Source organism: Saliterribacillus persicus, assembly GCF_003337485.1.
Taxonomy (GTDB): Bacteria; Bacillota; Bacilli; order Bacillales; family Amphibacillaceae; genus Saliterribacillus; species Saliterribacillus persicus.
In genome coordinates, this window is the sequence record NZ_QPJJ01000008.1 from 78,203 (window position 1) to 94,511 (window position 16,309).

17 protein-coding genes are annotated in these 16,309 nt (G+C 33.1%); 6 read left to right on the plus strand and 11 right to left on the minus strand.

Translation table 11 applies throughout. The features are described 5' to 3' along the window. The first annotated feature begins 3 nt into the window (after window positions 1-3). Both DFR57_RS10635 and DFR57_RS10640 read left to right on the plus strand, forming a co-directional pair. Window positions 4-1,101, plus strand: a complete 1,098-nt coding sequence (locus DFR57_RS10635; protein ID WP_114353139.1) for a GerAB/ArcD/ProY family transporter — start codon at window positions 4-6, stop codon at window positions 1,099-1,101. Then, on the plus strand, window positions 1,098-2,177 hold the full coding sequence (locus tag DFR57_RS10640; protein WP_114353140.1) for a Ger(x)C family spore germination protein: 1,080 nt from the start codon (window positions 1,098-1,100) through the stop codon (window positions 2,175-2,177). Before DFR57_RS10635 ends, DFR57_RS10640 begins: the two co-directional genes overlap by 4 nt. A gap of 129 nt (window positions 2,178-2,306) precedes the next feature. Here DFR57_RS10640 and DFR57_RS10645 read toward each other — a convergent pair whose 3' ends face one another. The 8 genes from DFR57_RS10645 to DFR57_RS10680 form a co-directional block, all read right to left on the minus strand. After that, a complete protein-coding gene (locus DFR57_RS10645) occupies window positions 2,307-2,663 on the minus strand; it encodes a response regulator (RefSeq protein WP_114353141.1) in 357 nt (118 codons plus the stop codon). A 40-nt stretch (window positions 2,664-2,703) separates the two neighbouring features. Continuing rightward, a complete protein-coding gene (locus DFR57_RS10650) occupies window positions 2,704-3,168 on the minus strand; it encodes a chemotaxis protein CheW (protein ID WP_114353142.1) in 465 nt (154 codons plus the stop codon). A 63-nt stretch (window positions 3,169-3,231) separates the two neighbouring features. Continuing rightward, on the minus strand, window positions 3,232-3,696 hold the full coding sequence (locus DFR57_RS10655) for a chemotaxis protein CheX (protein ID WP_114353143.1): 465 nt from the start codon (window positions 3,694-3,696) through the stop codon (window positions 3,232-3,234). Between the two features lie 382 nt (window positions 3,697-4,078). Beyond that, window positions 4,079-4,909 carry a DUF368 domain-containing protein gene (locus DFR57_RS10660; protein WP_114353144.1) on the minus strand — a complete coding sequence of 277 codons (831 nt, stop codon included), beginning with the start codon at window positions 4,907-4,909 and terminating at the stop codon, window positions 4,079-4,081. Between the two features lie 234 nt (window positions 4,910-5,143). Then, window positions 5,144-6,145, minus strand: coding sequence for a siderophore ABC transporter substrate-binding protein (locus DFR57_RS10665; RefSeq protein ID WP_114353145.1), 1,002 nt, complete (start codon window positions 6,143-6,145; stop codon window positions 5,144-5,146). Window positions 6,146-6,289: 144 nt separating this feature from the next. Next, the gene (locus DFR57_RS10670; protein WP_114353146.1) at window positions 6,290-7,048 is read right to left on the minus strand and encodes an iron ABC transporter ATP-binding protein; all 759 of its coding nucleotides are present in this window, start codon (window positions 7,046-7,048) and stop codon (window positions 6,290-6,292) included. Next, the gene (locus DFR57_RS10675; RefSeq protein WP_114353147.1) at window positions 7,045-7,989 is read right to left on the minus strand and encodes an iron chelate uptake ABC transporter family permease subunit; all 945 of its coding nucleotides are present in this window, start codon (window positions 7,987-7,989) and stop codon (window positions 7,045-7,047) included. Before DFR57_RS10675 ends, DFR57_RS10670 begins: the two co-directional genes overlap by 4 nt. Next, complete coding sequence (locus DFR57_RS10680; protein WP_114353148.1) at window positions 7,982-8,932, minus strand: ABC transporter permease; 951 nt, start codon at window positions 8,930-8,932, stop codon at window positions 7,982-7,984. Before DFR57_RS10680 ends, DFR57_RS10675 begins: the two co-directional genes overlap by 8 nt. Window positions 8,933-9,142: 210 nt before the next feature. On the opposite strand from DFR57_RS10680, the gene DFR57_RS10685 reads away from it, so the two are divergent. From DFR57_RS10685 to DFR57_RS10700, 4 genes are all read left to right on the plus strand, one after another. Then, a complete protein-coding gene (locus tag DFR57_RS10685) occupies window positions 9,143-9,766 on the plus strand; it encodes an anthranilate synthase component II (RefSeq protein ID WP_114353149.1) in 624 nt (207 codons plus the stop codon). Then, on the plus strand, window positions 9,741-11,477 hold the full coding sequence (pabB, locus tag DFR57_RS10690; protein WP_114353150.1) for an aminodeoxychorismate synthase component I: 1,737 nt from the start codon (window positions 9,741-9,743) through the stop codon (window positions 11,475-11,477). Before DFR57_RS10685 ends, pabB begins: the two co-directional genes overlap by 26 nt. A gap of 143 nt (window positions 11,478-11,620) precedes the next feature. Then, on the plus strand, window positions 11,621-12,769 hold the full coding sequence (locus tag DFR57_RS10695) for a conserved virulence factor C family protein (RefSeq protein WP_114353151.1): 1,149 nt from the start codon (window positions 11,621-11,623) through the stop codon (window positions 12,767-12,769). Window positions 12,770-12,771: 2 nt separating this feature from the next. Further along, window positions 12,772-13,203: a BrxA/BrxB family bacilliredoxin gene (locus DFR57_RS10700; protein WP_114353152.1), complete on the plus strand. Its 432-nt coding sequence runs from the start codon at window positions 12,772-12,774 to the stop codon at window positions 13,201-13,203. Between the two features lie 125 nt (window positions 13,204-13,328). Here DFR57_RS10700 and DFR57_RS10705 read toward each other — a convergent pair whose 3' ends face one another. From DFR57_RS10705 to DFR57_RS10715, 3 genes are all read right to left on the minus strand, one after another. Continuing rightward, window positions 13,329-13,907 carry a peroxiredoxin family protein gene (locus tag DFR57_RS10705; protein ID WP_114353153.1) on the minus strand — a complete coding sequence of 193 codons (579 nt, stop codon included), beginning with the start codon at window positions 13,905-13,907 and terminating at the stop codon, window positions 13,329-13,331. A 17-nt stretch (window positions 13,908-13,924) separates the two neighbouring features. After that, the gene (locus DFR57_RS10710) at window positions 13,925-14,683 is read right to left on the minus strand and encodes a cytochrome c biogenesis CcdA family protein (protein WP_114353154.1); all 759 of its coding nucleotides are present in this window, start codon (window positions 14,681-14,683) and stop codon (window positions 13,925-13,927) included. A 350-nt stretch (window positions 14,684-15,033) separates the two neighbouring features. Further along, the gene (locus DFR57_RS10715) at window positions 15,034-16,302 is read right to left on the minus strand and encodes a coiled-coil domain-containing protein (RefSeq protein WP_114353155.1); all 1,269 of its coding nucleotides are present in this window, start codon (window positions 16,300-16,302) and stop codon (window positions 15,034-15,036) included. Window positions 16,303-16,309 lie beyond the last annotated feature (7 nt).

A 16,309-nucleotide genomic window follows, 5' to 3' on the forward strand; every position in this document is an offset into this window, starting at 1 on the left:
TAGATGCCTAACCATGCAAATTCAGACATTACCCAACAAGTCTCACCTTTTCTTATTTTCTTTATTATTCACGCTTCACAGGTTGGAGAAGGAGTACTATCATTCGAAAGGTTCATCGCAGAAAAAGCTGGTTATGACAGTTGGATAAGCATTTTACTTACAGGGATTATTTTCTCGATTGCGATTTTTCTTATCTGTAAATTATCAATTAGAAATAATGGAGAAGACCTTATTGCTATTCATCAATCATTATTCGGCAAATACATCGGAGGCTTCTTCTCTTTATTTTTCATCGCTTATTTTTTTCTAATAACAATGACGGTTATCAGATCCTATATTGAAATTATTCAAGTTTGGATCTTTCCTGATCTATCTGTATTCCTCTTCTCATTAATCATTTTCATTTTACTTTTGTATTATGTATTAGGTGGATTGAGAATTGTTGTAGGTCTTTTGTTTTTTAGTATATTTACGACAACTTTTTTATTTTCATTTAAATATGTTGCCTTTACAAATGGTTATTTTAGTAACTTGTTACCAATCATGGATCATTCATTTACTGAAATTTTACAAGCAGTCGAGCCAATGACCTATAGCTTTCTCGGTCCTGAATTAATTCTTGTCTATGCTCCCTTTATTCATCAATTTCAAAAAGGAATAAAGTGGGCAATAATTGGAAATTTATTCACGATGCTTGTCTATTTTCTTTCTGCTTTTGCTATTTTTCTCTACTTTAATGAACAGCAATTACTCCAATTATCTTGGCCTACATTACATATGTGGAAAGTAATTGACCTTCCATTTATCGAGCGGTTTGAATATGTAGGAATCACACTTCATTTTATTGCTATTATTTCTACAGCTGCAATTTATTATTGGGCTTGTACCCAGTCTCTTTTCCGCTTAACTGGACTTTCTTTTAAGAAAATAGCTACTGCTATTTTAATCATATCTATTGGATTTTCATTTTTTATTCATGATTTTCTTGTAGTTGAATTTATAATGCAAAAAATATCAAAAGTAGGCTTTTATATTATTGTTGCTTACTTTCCTATTCTATTTTTGTGGCAGAGTATTCTTTTAGGGGTGAAAAAGAAATGAGAAAGCTTCTTGTCATTATTATTTTAAGTATGGTTCTTATACTAAGTGGCTGTATTAGAACAAAAATAATTGATGATATTCAATTAGTATTAATGAACGGTTATGATTGGGACCCTGTCAATGATTCCTACATCGGCACCGCTGTCATTCCTTTATATGGAAATAGCGAGGAAAGCAACTTACAAGATGATGTGATCTATCATGCTGAATCGAATACCTCTCAAAATATACGAAACAAAATACAAACTAAAACACCTTATCGTATCGAAACTGGTAAATTGCTTGGCATTTTAATCGGAGAAGAACTTGCAAAAAAAGGATTAGAAGAAATTACATTAGGAATTAGTGAAAATCAAGATATTGGGAGAGGTTTGTATCTAGCAGTTGTAAAAGGCGAATCGAGTGAATTACTCTCTCAAGATTATAAGGTTGAAAAAAACTTACCAAGATATATTAACGAATTAATAGAAAGCAACATGGAAAGAAATTTTCCGAGAACAAATTTACATCAATATTTTTATAGTTATTATGGTGAAGGTATGGATCCTTTTCTTCCGCTACTTGCTCACACAAAAACAGAAGTATATTTGGAAGGATTAGCTTTATTAGATGGAGATAAATATGTAGATTCTATATCTTTTGATGAGCTTTTTATATTTAAAATGTTATTTGAACCTAATGACAGCGCAAGTTATCAATTTAATTGGAAGGATAAAGATACTTTTGTGGTCGTTAGTGCCATTTCCTCGACTGTAGATAGAGAATTAACGAGTAAAGAAAAAATCAATTTCAAAATTGATATAAAAGGTACTGTCACGGAATCTGCAGATGTGAAAATCGATTCTTTTGAAGTGAAAGGTGAGTTAGAAAAAGCAATTGCTGAGGACCTAACTAAAAAAGCTGAAGACTTAATTGCTAGACTGCAAAAAGAAAATATTGACCCCTTAAGAATAGGCGCTTTTCACAAAAGCCAAACAAGAGACTGGAAAAAAAAAGAATGGGATGAATTATATCCAACTATGAATATTGAAACAGAATTAGAATTTAAAATCGATCAATCAAATATCACAGAGTAACTCGTGCTAAAAACCTAAAACTGTTACCTGGATTATAAATCTATGTAAATGATGCGTCATCCAACACCTGCGATAAATTATCTAAAAAAAACCAATTCTATGTATTGTTTTGAATTGGTTTTCCTATACTTATATTAATTTATCAACTGTTTCTTTTACACGATCTTCAGTAAATGGTTTAACTATAAAATCTTTTGCGCCTGCTTTAATTGCTTCTACAACCATCTGTTGTTGGCCCATCGCTGAACACATAACAATAGTAGCACTTGCATCCATTTCTTTAATTTTTTTAGTTGCTTCTACCCCATTCATTTCTGGCATAGTGATATCCATCGAGATAATATCTGGTTTTAATTCTGAGAATAATTCTGTTGCTTGTAGGCCATTTTCTGCTTCACCAATTACTACATGTCCTAACTTTGTAAATATGCTTCTAAGTTGCATGCGCATAAATGCTGCATCATCAACGATCAAAATTTGTGCCAAACTATTTTCCTCCTTTTTGCATTCTCCAATTGCTAGTTATTTAATCAACAGCTACTTCTAAAACCTCGTCCATTTCCTCATAATTTAATACGTGGTCTAAATCAAGCAGTAAAAGCATGCCTCTTGCTTCTAACTTAGCTACGCCTTTAATATATCTATAGTCCACACCTGTAACTAGTTCAGGTGCATCTTCCACATGCTCTGGCGCAATATCAATAACATCTGTTGCTTCATCGACAATAAAACCAACCTGCACATCTCTTACATTTGCAATTAAAATACGTGTTTGCTCTGTTGGTACTTCTTCTTCCATACCCAGACGAGTACGCAGATCAATAATAGGTGTTACCTGTCCTCTTAAATTAATAATTCCCTTAATAAAATCTGAACTCTGTGGTAAGCCTACAATATCTTGTACTCTTTCAATAGAACGAATTTGTTCAATATTAGCGCCATACTCTTGATTTTTCAATTTAAAAATAATTGTTTTTGTTAACTGTACCATTACTTCGACCTCCAAATAATTATTTATGATGTCATTTTAAATCAGTAGTACAAATAAAAAATCTTAGTTCAATAACAAAGACATATCAATATCGCCGACAGTTTGAAGATGTATCGTTACCTTTAATATTCGTTTAAATCCTGTTAATTTTGCATCTCCATTAATAATAGTTGGATGCGTGATATCTGTTTCTATGCCTTCCGTTGCTAAATGAGTAGATAAGCCTCCAGCTAACATATTACCGAGCTCCCCTGAAAATGAGTCCAACATTTCATCCGATAATTGCATACCATAAAGAGCTTCACCAATACCACCAAAAACTTCTGGAGTTGCTTGAATTAATAGGTCACCTTTAAAGGAACCGCTATATCCAATTAAAACGCCATATTTAACTTGTACTGGACCCGTCATCATTTTAGGGGCATCAAATTCTTGCGTAATAGGGACAACATTTTTAATCGACATTACAGAACCGTTGTATAGTTCTTTAATCACATGGTTTGGATTTATCTTTTCTGTAGTTTCCATAGTAGTATCTCCATTCTTTGGGTAGATGCTGAAAATAGTTCAGATGAACAATTTTTCCTGCGCCTATCCTTCATTAATTATTTTATCATAAAAACTTTCTCAACTTCTAGTCAAAAATTATTATTTATTATAATTCATAATACCTAATTTTCACAAAATATACAATACTATTTGATTAAATAATAATATTTTATAACTTATAAATAGGTAAAGTTCAATTCTTATAGGTATAATAGTTAACAAACTGACAAAAATGGGAAATTAACGGACCACTTCTCTCACAATGAATCAGGTAATATTATCCAATAAAAAAATAGCACCATACAAGTTGTATGAGCTATTAGTCTTATACCTTTACTTTTATTTTGTCCTTTATGTACATTTATCTTATGCGCTTGTTTTCATTTTTCACTAAAACTTTTACAAGAATGAAACCAATGAGGAAGGTTATAGCTGAGGAGCTTATTATTTGGCTATTGATCTCACTATCCAGATTATTATAAATGGCAAATATCGAACCACTCACTAAACCTATCATCGCAACATATGTTTCGCTCGGATATTTCATTAATATATACTTAATTATTTTACTTGTGAACAAAACTCCCATTATTACACCCGAACCAATTGCTATAATAATAGGAATATTCATTGCCATTAAAGATGTAGTTGCTAATTCATATAGTCCTAGTATAGTCAAAATTAAGGCACCACTTATACTAGGAAGCACGAGGGCAATACTAGCAACAAAACCTGCAGTAAATAATAATAAATAGTCAACTGTGGTGATATTATGTAGATTTATTTCATTTAACCCCCCTAAGAGTTGTCCAACAATCACCAGAAGGAGTAAAAGTAACATGATGAAATAATGTCTCATTTTAAATTTGGTTTCAGAATAATAACGTGCTTCTTTCCATAAGTAAGGAAGAAATCCAACAATTATACCCACAAAAAAGATTAAGGTTGGTGTGCGGAAATTCTCTAAAAGAAAGTTGATTACATAAAGCGCTATTAGAAATCCAATAACCATACCGACCCCAAGCGTAAATAGAAATGGAAATACTTCTTTCTTTCTTTTTGTTGTCAGCATGCTTAATGCATAGAGAAGTCTCTCATATATGCCCAGGATCATAGCAACTGTGCTCCCACTAACACCTGGAACGACCTCAGTCATCCCTATTGCTATTCCTCGAAAAATAATTTGAATCATGCTTATTTCAACACCTTCATAAATGATTATCTTTATTATTATGATAAACAGAGCTATTATAGATCTTTATTCTAACATTTTATTCCATATAATGTTTAGAAAAACTTGGTTTACCGTCTAGTCTTTATGTCAAAAACTTTAGATTTTCTTATACTATAGTCCGATATGTTTTATATGCTTTTCTGAAGTATAAAAAAGGTAGCAAGTAAAACCTGCTACCTTTCCTAATATATATTATTCAGCTGTTATTCCAGCTTTTATTTCATTCACCATTTCAGCAACAGATATTAATCCACCACCAGAAAGATACCAATAATCTGGGCTCAAATAAACGATTTGATCATTTTCGGCAGCAGTTGTGCGATTGACGATATCATTATCCAATGTCTTTTCAGCACTGTATTCACCACCAACTACTTGATTTCTATCAATTACAAACAAATAATCTGGGTTTTTTTCAGCTACATATTCAAAACTAACATTCTGTCCGTGTGTTGCTACCTCAATTTCCTCGTCAGCTAAAGCTACGCCAAATTCATCATGAATGATACCAAAACGAGACCCTGCTCCATATGCATTAATACTTCCATCATTTGTTAGAATGATTAACCCTCTAGCTTCTTTACTAGCTGTTGTCTCTTTTAAATCCTCAATAGCTGTTTCAATCGATGCTAACTCTTCTTTTGCCGCTTCTTCTTTTTGGAATATCTCACCAATAAGTGTTACATTCTCTTCAAATGAATCCAAGTATCGATCAGTGTCTACCCCCATATAAATAGTTGGAGCTAATTCTTTTAAATCCTCGTACACTTCAGAAGTTCTACCAGATATGATAATAAGATCTGGATCAATTTCTGCTAATTTTTCAAAGTCAGGTTCAAATAACGTTCCTGCATTTTGATAGTTTTCTCCTTGATATTTTTCCAAATATGATGGAAGATTATCTTGCGGTACAGCTGTAACCTCTACACCTAATTTATCCAATGTATCTAATGTGCCAAAGTCAAATACTACTACTTTTTCTGGATTAACAGGGACAGTAGTCTCTCCTAATTCATGGGAAACCTCAATTTCTGTTGCTTCTTGTTCTGCTTCAGCTTCTCCAGAGTTATTGTCTTCCACTTCTTCTGATGCTTGGTCCTCTGTATTATTTTCTTGACCTTCTGTTTCTGCGGCGCCACATGCTGCCATTAATAAAATAGCAAATACTGCTATTAACCATCCAAATTTTTTCATTTCTCCCTCACCTTTCTTTATTCCTATATATATTTACACGGATTATTACAAAAAGAATGATCTTGCAAGTGCATTTATTCATACAGGGCCCAATACACTGCATACCTTACTATTAAAGTAATAATCACGGATGCAACAAATTTATTAATGAAAATATAAACAAATCTTACATTGATCAATATCTTGAATATTAATATCCATATCATAGACATCCCTTAGAATATCTTTATTGATCATCCAATCTTTTTCACCATGATGAATAATTTTCCCATCCTTAAGCGCGACAATATAATCCGAGTATACGGAAGCAAAATTAACATCGTGAATAACTATAATGACGGTTTTACCTAGATCATCAACTAATTTTTTCAATACTTTCATTATTTGAACAGAATGCTTCATATCTAAATTGTTAAGTGGTTCATCTAGTAAAATATACTCTGTATCTTGAGCCATCACCATTGCAATATATGCTCGTTGTTTTTGACCACCACTTAACTCGTCGATAAATTTATCTTTCATCGTGGATAACTCCATATAATCAATAGCTTCCTTTATATAACGAAGATCTTCTTTTGTCAGTTTTCCTTGTGAATAAGGGAAACGGCCAAAACTTACTAACTGCTCTACCGTTAACTTGACATTAATGTGGTTTGCTTGTTTTAAAATAGCAATTTTCTTTGCCAGTTCCTTACTTTTACTTTTTGTGACATCTTTTTTATCAAGAAATACCTCTCCACTATCCTTTTGTATAAGCCTACTCACAATGGACAATAACGTACTTTTACCAGCTCCGTTTGGACCGATAAAAGAAGTTATTTTTCCTTTTGGTATACTCACAGAGACATCATTAAGGACAGCTTTATCTCCATATTTCTTCGTTAAATCTTTTACTTCTATCATTGTTTACTCTCCTTCAATATCAAATATAGAAAATAGATGCCGCCTATAAAGTTTATAATGACACTTAATGTTGTTGAAAAAGAAAATAAGCGATCAACTACTAATTGTCCGCCAACCAGCGCAATTATACTGATCAAAATAGCACCTAAAATGATTTGCGTGTGTTTATACGTTTTAATATATTCATAAGAAAGATTTGCTACTAATAAGCCTAAAAATAGGATTGGCCCAACTAGAGCAGTTGCGACAGCAACTAACACTGCAACGATAATCAAAAGTCTTTTAACCACGTAATCGTAATCGATTCCTAGATTAATAGCCTGTTCTTTACCTAGAGATAATACGTCCAAGAATTTCATGAACCTTAAAAAATACAATAGAACAAGAATAATAATAATAATGGATATATATAAAATATCTGTATTTACATTATTAAAGCTTGCAAACATCCGATTTTGAACGATCATAAACTCATTTGGATCTATTAACACTTGCATAAAGGAGGACAGACTACCAAAAAACGTTCCAAAGATCAGACCGATTAACAGTAAGAAATATACATTTTGTTCCTTTTTAAATAAAACAAAATATAAAAACAATGCGAAGATTACCATTAAAACTAGAGATATCAAGAAATTGATGTTTGGATTTTGAGCTACTAGACTAGTAGATCCAAAAACAAAAATTAAAAATGTCTGAATTAATAAATAGAGTGAATCAAGACCAATCACACTTGGCGTTAAAATTCTATTATTTGTGATTGTTTGGAAAATGACGGTAGAGATAGCAATAACAGATCCTGTAATGATAATTGCTAATACTCTAGTTATTCTTCTTGGTAAAATGTAATCCCAGTTACTTGTAATCCCTGAAAACACATAAATGGAAATAACAATTAATGCTAGGACTAATAATAATATTAGTTTTTTACGGTTATGCATAAGCAGATCTCCTCATTAACAAATAGAGGAAAATACCACTACCAATTACTCCCACCGTAACCCCTATTGCAATTTCATATGGAAAAATAATAAGTCTTCCAATAATATCGCATAGTAATACAAAGACAGCTCCTAGAACTGCTGTATACGGTAAGGTCGCTTTGACATGATCCCCGCGAAATATGGTTACGATATTCGGGATAATTAGTCCGAGAAAAGGAATCATACCGACTGTTAGGATCACAACGGAAGTCATGATAGCAACGATGACTAATCCTAAATTAATGACAAGCTTATGATTCATACCTAAATTTGTTGCAAAATCCTCACCCATACCTGCAATTGTAAAACGATTGGCATACAAGTAAGCAAAAAGAACAAGGGGAATACTTATGTAGAGCATTTCATACCTTCCTTGCATAATAAGAGCAAAATTTCCTTGGAGCCAGGAAGACATGTTTTGAATCAAGTCATTTTTATAAGCGAAAAATGTTGTGATCGAACTAATAATATTCCCAAACATCAAACCCACAAGCGGGATAAAAATAGGATCCTTAAATTTTATCTTGTCGAGTAATTTCATAAAGATAAATGTTCCAGCTAATGCAAAGGTAAAAGCAACTAACATTTTTTCCATCGTACCTGCACTAGGAAAAACCATTAATGCAAAAAGAATTCCAAAACGAGCAGCATCCATAGTCCCAGCAGTTGTTGGAGATACAAACTTATTCCTACTAAGCTGCTGCATAATTAACCCACAAATACTCATGCTAATTCCTGCTATTATAATGCTGATCAATCTTGGAAACCGACTAATCCACAAAATCTCTTTCTGGCTTTCTGTTAAATGAAAAAGATCTGAAATACTTAAATCAATTACTCCAATGAATAAAGATATAAAAGATAGTACGATTAAAATAAAAACAAGGTAACGTAATTTCATTTAAGACAAAGCCTTCCTCTATAATTTCATTAATAATGATATTCATTATCAATTAGATAAATTATATCCTACCATATATTTAAAAGGTGTCAAGAGATCTTGATGAAATAATTGTGATATAAAATATAATTTCTTATCTCATGCTATAATGAAAGACAGATGAACTTGAAATTACATATAGGAACGAACTACATGAAAGGAGAAACCAAAATGATTGTAATCATAGATAATTACGATTCTTTTACCTATAATCTTGTTCAATATTATAAAAAACTCACACCAAACGTCATTGTCTTTCGTCCGGAAGAAGTAAGCATTCATGAACTTCATCAAATGGATATTATTGCAATTATTCTTTCTCCTGGACCTGGTGAACCACAAAGTGATGGAATAGTCACGGACATCCTTTCTACTTTTCATAAAACTACGCCTATTTTCGGAGTGTGTTTAGGTATGGAAATGATAATATCTTTTTTTAAAGGCGGTATTATTGAAAACAAGGAGCCAATACATGGAAAACAATCATGGATAGAGCATAATGGTAGCAGTGTTTTTAAAGGTCTCGAATCCCCTACTAAAGTTACGCGCTATCATTCATTAATTGCAGATAACAAGCGTTTTCCTAATCATGAATTGGAAATTACAGCCCGGACAAAAAATGATGAGATAATGGCTGTTAAACATCACAAGTACCCTGTGGAAGGAGTACAATTTCATCCTGAATCGATTTGCACTACTTTCGGTTATGAGATGATTAAGAATCAATATACTAAAGCGCTAGACTATAAACGAAAGCGAGGGAAAAAATTTGACACAACCATATCTTCAATTTGACTTTACATCCGCACTTTCTAACCATCACCATTTATCCTTTAGTGATCCAATTGAAATTTTACAAACTTCTAATGTAAATGAGATTGAAGGGATTTTCCTTAAAATAGAACAAGCCTTAGAAAAAGGATATTATGTAGCGGGGTTTGTTTCCTACGAAGCTGCACCAGCCTTTGACGCTAGTTACAATGTCGGCGAAGCCTCTAACTTCCCACTTGTTTGGTTTGGTGTATTTCATGAACCCTTAAATGAAGAAAAACACGATTCAGAGCCTTATCAACTATCGGATTGGAAATTAAATACGAGCTTTAGACAATATGAACATAATGTTAAGACTATTAAGGCGGCAATTAAAAGAGGCGATACTTATCAAGTAAATTACACAACAAGAATGACTTCTAAGTTTACAGGTAGCAGCTTTGATTTTTATCAGCATTTACAAGCTAACCAGTCAGCAAAATATAGTGCTTATTTAAATATCGGAAATTATCAAATCCTTTCTGCATCACCTGAATTGTTCTTTGAAAAATCTGAGAATAAAATAATGACTAAACCTATGAAGGGCACTGCGAAGCGAGGTAAAACCTATAGCGAAGATCTCTCAAATAAAAAGGAGCTAGCTGAATCCGAAAAAGATCAAGCTGAAAATCTCATGATAGTGGATTTACTTCGAAATGATTTGGGCCGAATTGCTTTAACGGATTCGATTCGTGTGCCTAAGCTATATGAAATTGAAACATACCCTACCGTACATCAAATGACTTCGACTATTGAAGCGGATATTGACCCCGACAAAAAAGTTTGGGATTGGTTTAAGGCTTTATTTCCATGTGGTTCTATAACTGGTGCACCTAAAATCGAAACAATGAAATTTATCAAAGCACTAGAAAATACGCCTAGAAATATTTATTGTGGTGCAATTGGTTATATCACACCAAAAAAAGAAGCAATTTTTAATGTACCTATTCGAACTGTATTAATTGATAAAGAAAAAAAATCAGCAACATATGGTACTGGAAGTGGCATCACTTGGGATTCTACCCCTGAGAATGAATTCGATGAAATTTGGACAAAGGCTAAATTACTTACTGTCAAGCCTTCATCCTTTGAGCTGTTAGAATCTATTCTATTAGAAAACGGAACATATCCATTATTAAATTTCCATTTAAATCGATTAGAAAAAAGTGCATCCTATTTTCAGTTTAAATTTAATAAAGAAGCGGTTAAGTCTGCTTTAAACGAGCAAGCTACAAACTTCAAAGACGGGAATTTTAAAATCCGACTGACACTAAACAAAAATGGAGACATAAAGCTAGATAGAAATCAGATTACTCCAACTGATAGTGGAATAAACGCAGCATTTTCTTCTAACGCGGTGCATTCGGATGATATCTTTTTATATCACAAAACTACCCAACGGGACGTTTACTTAGAAGCTGATGAAAATTTGCCAGCATCCGTTCAAACTGCATTATTATGGAATGAAAATGAGGAAGTTACAGAATTTACGATAGGAAATGTTGTTGTTGAAAAAGATAATAAATTTTATACTCCTCCTGTAAATTGCGGATTATTAGCTGGTACCTTTCGAGAAAAATTGCTACTAGAAAATAAAATTACAGAACAAATTATAACAAAAGAGGACGTTAAAAATGCTGACACTATATGGTTTATAAATAGTGTCCGTGGTTGGGTAAAGGTTAATCTTCTGTAAAAAACGAATAAGTAGGAATCGAACGTTAATTTTGATAAAATCGCTATAAGGTATAGTTTAGTCGAGTTTTTAAATCTATTTCAAAAACTTTAGTAATGTCGGATAAATAGCTATATGTTTTAACGAAGAAAGGAGGTAAAGGTGTGAAGATTTTTTCTATTGAACCCACTCCTAGTCCTCACTCTATGAAAATAAACTTAGATGAAACCTTACCTATGGATACTAGGTTAAATTTTAGTATTAAAGATAACTTAGATGATGCTCCAGCTTATATCCAATCCTTGTTTCAGATTGACGGCGTTAAAAACATCTATCAAGTAGTTGATTTTATTGCGCTTGAAAAAAATGCAAAAGTACCTTGGGAAACTATCTTGCCTAAGGTTAGAGAGCAATTAGGTACAGTTGAAAATATTGAAGTAGCAGAAAAAAATACTGAAAATGAAACAACTGGTTCTTCTTCTGAAGTGCAAGTCTTTGTTCAGTACTTTAGAGAAATCCCAATGCAGCTCAAGCTTATTGTAAATGAGGATGAAGAAAGGTTAGCATTACCTGAAAGATTTAACAAGGCAGTAATGGAAGCTTCTGTAGATGCACCAAACTTTGTGATGGAAAGAAAATGGATTGAAATGCAAAGAAGATATGGAATGCTAGCAGAAGTGAAGACGGAGTTACTAGATGAAATAGATGCCAGCTACGATGAAAAGAGAATACAAGAACTAGTGGAGCTAGCACAAAATCATTCAGCTAGTGATAAAATTAGCAACGAAAAAGAAAAGGTAGATCTAGCAGACTTAGAGCATAGAGATTGGAAGGTTCGTTACCGGGTGCTTGATCAAATGGATCCAACAATGCAAGATCTTCCGCTACTTGCTAAAGCTATAAAAGATGAAAAAGCATCGATTCGTCGATTAGCTACTGCCTATCTAGGAATGTTAGAAAGCAGAGATGTGCTTCCTTACCTATATGAAGCATTGACTGACCCTGCTGTTACCGTTAGAAGAACGGCTGGCGATTGCATCTCTGACTTAGGGTACATGGAAGCCATGCCTCAAATGATAGCTTCCCTTAAAGATTCAAATAGGCTAGTAAGATGGCGTGCAGCAATGTTTTTATATGAAATAGGCGATGAATCTGCTGTTCCAGCTCTAGAATTAGCATCGAATGATCCCGAATTTGAAGTGAAAATGCAAGTAAAAATGGCTCTTTCTCGAATTAATGATGGTGAAAAAGCAAAAGGATCTGTATGGCATCAAATGACACAAGCTACAAGTAAAAATCAAGGAGGAATATAATCATGAACGCATATGAAGAATATATGAAGGAAGTTTCACGTCCAATGCGAGAAGAATTGACCACAGCAGGATTTGATGAATTAACATCACCAGAAGAAGTTGACAAATTCATGAAAAACACAAATGGAACAGCTCTTGTTGTTATTAATTCTGTTTGTGGATGCGCAGCTGGACTGGCTCGACCAGCCGCTATCGCTTCACTAGAAAATGATCAGAAACCTGACCATTTTGTAACAGTATTTGCAGGCCAAGACAGAGAAGCTACAGAAGCTATGAGAGGATATTTTACTGGAGTCGAACCCTCCTCTCCTTCCATGGCAATATTAAAAGATGGTGAGTTAAAGCATTTCATTCCGCGCGAAAATATTGAAGGATTTGAACCAGAAGATATTCTCGACCAGTTAAACGCTGCTTATGAGAAATATTGTTCATAAGATTAAAGGAAAAACCAGAAGGGATATACTCCTTTCTGGTTTTTATTAATACTCTTATTATTAACACTACTTAATAAATAAATGGATAAACAAAATTTAACGAACCTTTTATAATACGTTCTCTTTTAATTCATTTTTTCAAATTCTTGGATCATTTGATCATAATTCATAGCACCCATGCCAATATATTGAATCCGACCCTCCTGATCAATTAAATACGACGTTGGATAAGCCTGAACGCGGTAAAGAGTGGAAACTTCTGATTCTACGTCCATAGGGATAGGAAAAGTTAAGGATAACTCCTCCACAAATTCACTAACACCTTCTACATTTTTTTCAGATTGAGTTAAATTCACGGCTAAAATTTGTATATCTTCATTATCATAAAGCTTTTGCATATCTGGCATTTCAGCACGACATGGTGGACACCAAGTTGCCCAAAAGTTAAGAAAAACCCGTGTACCGCGATAATCTGATAAATTAACTTGTTCCCCGTCTAACGTTTCCAATGTGAAGTCTGGTGCTAATTCACCTCTTTGTAGTCCAGTTTTTTCAGAATTAACCACATCTCCATCATTCAACGACCCTTCAGCTACTATCTTAGTGCCTTCTATTTTTTTTGCTTCGTTTTGTGTATCAATATAGTCATATACAGCATATCCTACCATACCAAGAAGTAGAATAATGACAATTCCTTTTTTCATAAATATCCTCCCGAATCTTAACCTAATTCTGCTAACCATGTATCTTTAATTAAATCTAAAATATAGGATGAAATAATAGGCATTAGTCCAAAAAACAAAACAAGACCCATTATTATCATGAATACAGCACCTATTTTCATAATTATTTGACTTTTACGCACCAGCCATTTTGTTGAACCTAAAAAGAATGTGAGTAATAAAAATGGTAAGCTAAAGCCTATGACATACATGATTGTATAAAAAATTCCTTGACTAGGATTGCTAGCAGCAAGTACTAATATAGAAGCAAAAATTGGACCAATACATGGCGTCCAACCTGCAGCAAAGCCTAAGCCTACAAAAAATGTTCCGACATAACCAGCTGGCTTTGTTTTAGCGTGAATTCTTTTTTCTTTCATTAATGTTTTAATATTTAGCCAGCCACCTATAAATAGTCCCATCACAATTATAAAAATCCCTGCAATACGTTGAATTAATAACCCTGTACTACCGAGTAAAAGTTCTTGCAGCCACTGCCCCAAAAAAGATGCACTCGCACCTAAACTAACAAAAACAAGTGAGACTCCCATTAAAAAAACAATGGAGTGACTTAATAATTTACCTCTGATTTTTGTATTTTGATTATTTTGCAATTCCTTTACACTAATCCCAGTAATGTATGATAGATACGCTGGAAAAATTGGAAGGACACATGGAGATAAAAAGGATAACGCTCCAGCTCCTATTGCTAAAAACATTCCAACGAAAATTAATGTATCTGTTTCTATGCCTGGCATGTAACCCCTGCTTTCCATAAACTCAGTGCATAACTTGTACCACTAAGATAAATATGATAGTAAATTTCTTTTATGAAAAATTTCAAAAAAATTATTGATTAAAAATTTGCTTAATGAAAGATTTTATTCAGAAATTGAAAACTACCACTAATTTTTATTTTAACAACGCATAAATTAATTATAACTAACATATAACCAAATAAGAACAAAACTGCTTATCCAATAGTAACTCAACCAGACCTATAATAATTTTCATCGAATCCTTTTGCTACTTAGCAACATTTCATTCGGTTAAGTGATCAAAAAAATGCCTCCCAGCTAAGTGAGAGACATGCTTTTAAAAAGATATACTATTGAATAACGCGACGAACGTGACCTTTAAAAGTACTACTCCAATAAGAGTTATTCATACTAGCTATAGCAACACCAGTTGAATTTTGTGAACCAATAAATTTATTATTTCCAAGGTAGATGGCAACATGACCATTTGTTTTGTAAGTATTAAAGAAAACCAAATCTCCAGGTCTCATATCACTTACAGAGACTTTTGTTCCTACACCACTTAAGGCACCAGTACTTGCAGGTAAGTTAATACCACCTTGACGGAATGCCCAACTTACAAATCCAGAACAATCAAAACGTCCATTTGCAATATCATAAGAGGAACGACCCCCACCAAAAACATAAACTGAATTACCAAAATAACGATTACCTGCTGTTAGAATAGTTTGTAAGTTACCTGTTGCTTTTGGAGCTGATTGTGAACTTGAACTACTACTAGATTTTTTTGTTTCTTGTGCAAATTGTTCAATTTGTTGCGAAGAGTTTCCTCTTGTACTTGTTGTAGAAGAAGATGCTTGATTTGCTTCAGCTTGCGCTTCTGCTTCTTTTATTGCACGCTCTTTATTTGCTAAAATTTCTTCTTCAATATTTAAATCTGCTAAAATATCAACATTCGCAGATTCTTTTTCTTTTAATTCAGCCACTAGAGCTTCATTTTCTGCTTTTTGTTTTAAAATTTGCTCCTGCATTGCTTCTAGCTCTACCATCATGTTCTCTAAATTTTCAAGCTTTTCTGTTACAGCATCCTTCTTTTTTTCTAATTCTAGTTTATCTGCTGCTTGTTTATCTAATAAATCCTTGTCAGCTTCAGCAATTTTATTTACAAGAGAGACACGATCAATAAAATCTAAAAAACTTTCAGCACCAAATACAACTTCTAAGTATGTAGATGATCCACCGCTTTTTTGTATGGAAGCTGCTCTTTCTTTAAGAATATCATTTCTTTTTTCAATTTCTATTTCCAAGTCTACGATAGAGCTTTGTATTTGCTCTACTTCTTTTTCTGCAGTTTCGATATTTACTTCTGTCTGATCAATAGTTTTTTCGTTATCTGCAATTGCTTCTGTACTTCTATTAATTTTTTCATTTAACTCTATTAATTCTTTACGAGTTTTTTCAATTTCTGTTTCGGTGTTTTTAATTTCTTGCTGTACTTCTTGTCTTTCCGCTTCTATTTCAGCTGAAGGTTCTGCTTTCACTTGTTCTACAAATAGAAAACTGGTGACAACTATAGCAATAATACCTACATTCTTAAGACTTAAACTGTTTTTATTCACGTATTTC

Bases quoted from the DNA above. Each gene is read 5' to 3' on its own strand.
- DFR57_RS10635 (WP_114353139.1), top strand. From the start codon at position 4: ATGCCTAACCATGCAAATTCAGACATTACCCAACAAGTCTCACCTTTT.
- DFR57_RS10640 (WP_114353140.1), top strand. From the start codon at position 1,098: ATGAGAAAGCTTCTTGTCATTATTATTTTAAGTATGGTTCTTATACTA.
- DFR57_RS10650 (WP_114353142.1), bottom strand. From the start codon at position 3,168: ATGGTACAGTTAACAAAAACAATTATTTTTAAATTGAAAAATCAAGAG.
- DFR57_RS10655 (WP_114353143.1), bottom strand. From the start codon at position 3,696: ATGGAAACTACAGAAAAGATAAATCCAAACCATGTGATTAAAGAACTA.
- DFR57_RS10660 (WP_114353144.1), bottom strand. From the start codon at position 4,909: ATGATTCAAATTATTTTTCGAGGAATAGCAATAGGGATGACTGAGGTC.
- DFR57_RS10665 (WP_114353145.1), bottom strand. From the start codon at position 6,145: ATGAAAAAATTTGGATGGTTAATAGCAGTATTTGCTATTTTATTAATG.
- DFR57_RS10670 (WP_114353146.1), bottom strand. From the start codon at position 7,048: ATGATAGAAGTAAAAGATTTAACGAAGAAATATGGAGATAAAGCTGTC.
- DFR57_RS10675 (WP_114353147.1), bottom strand. From the start codon at position 7,989: ATGCATAACCGTAAAAAACTAATATTATTATTAGTCCTAGCATTAATT.
- DFR57_RS10680 (WP_114353148.1), bottom strand. From the start codon at position 8,932: ATGAAATTACGTTACCTTGTTTTTATTTTAATCGTACTATCTTTTATA.
- DFR57_RS10685 (WP_114353149.1), top strand. From the start codon at position 9,143: ATGATTGTAATCATAGATAATTACGATTCTTTTACCTATAATCTTGTT.
- DFR57_RS10700 (WP_114353152.1), top strand. From the start codon at position 12,772: ATGAACGCATATGAAGAATATATGAAGGAAGTTTCACGTCCAATGCGA.
- DFR57_RS10705 (WP_114353153.1), bottom strand. From the start codon at position 13,907: ATGAAAAAAGGAATTGTCATTATTCTACTTCTTGGTATGGTAGGATAT.
- DFR57_RS10710 (WP_114353154.1), bottom strand. From the start codon at position 14,683: ATGCCAGGCATAGAAACAGATACATTAATTTTCGTTGGAATGTTTTTA.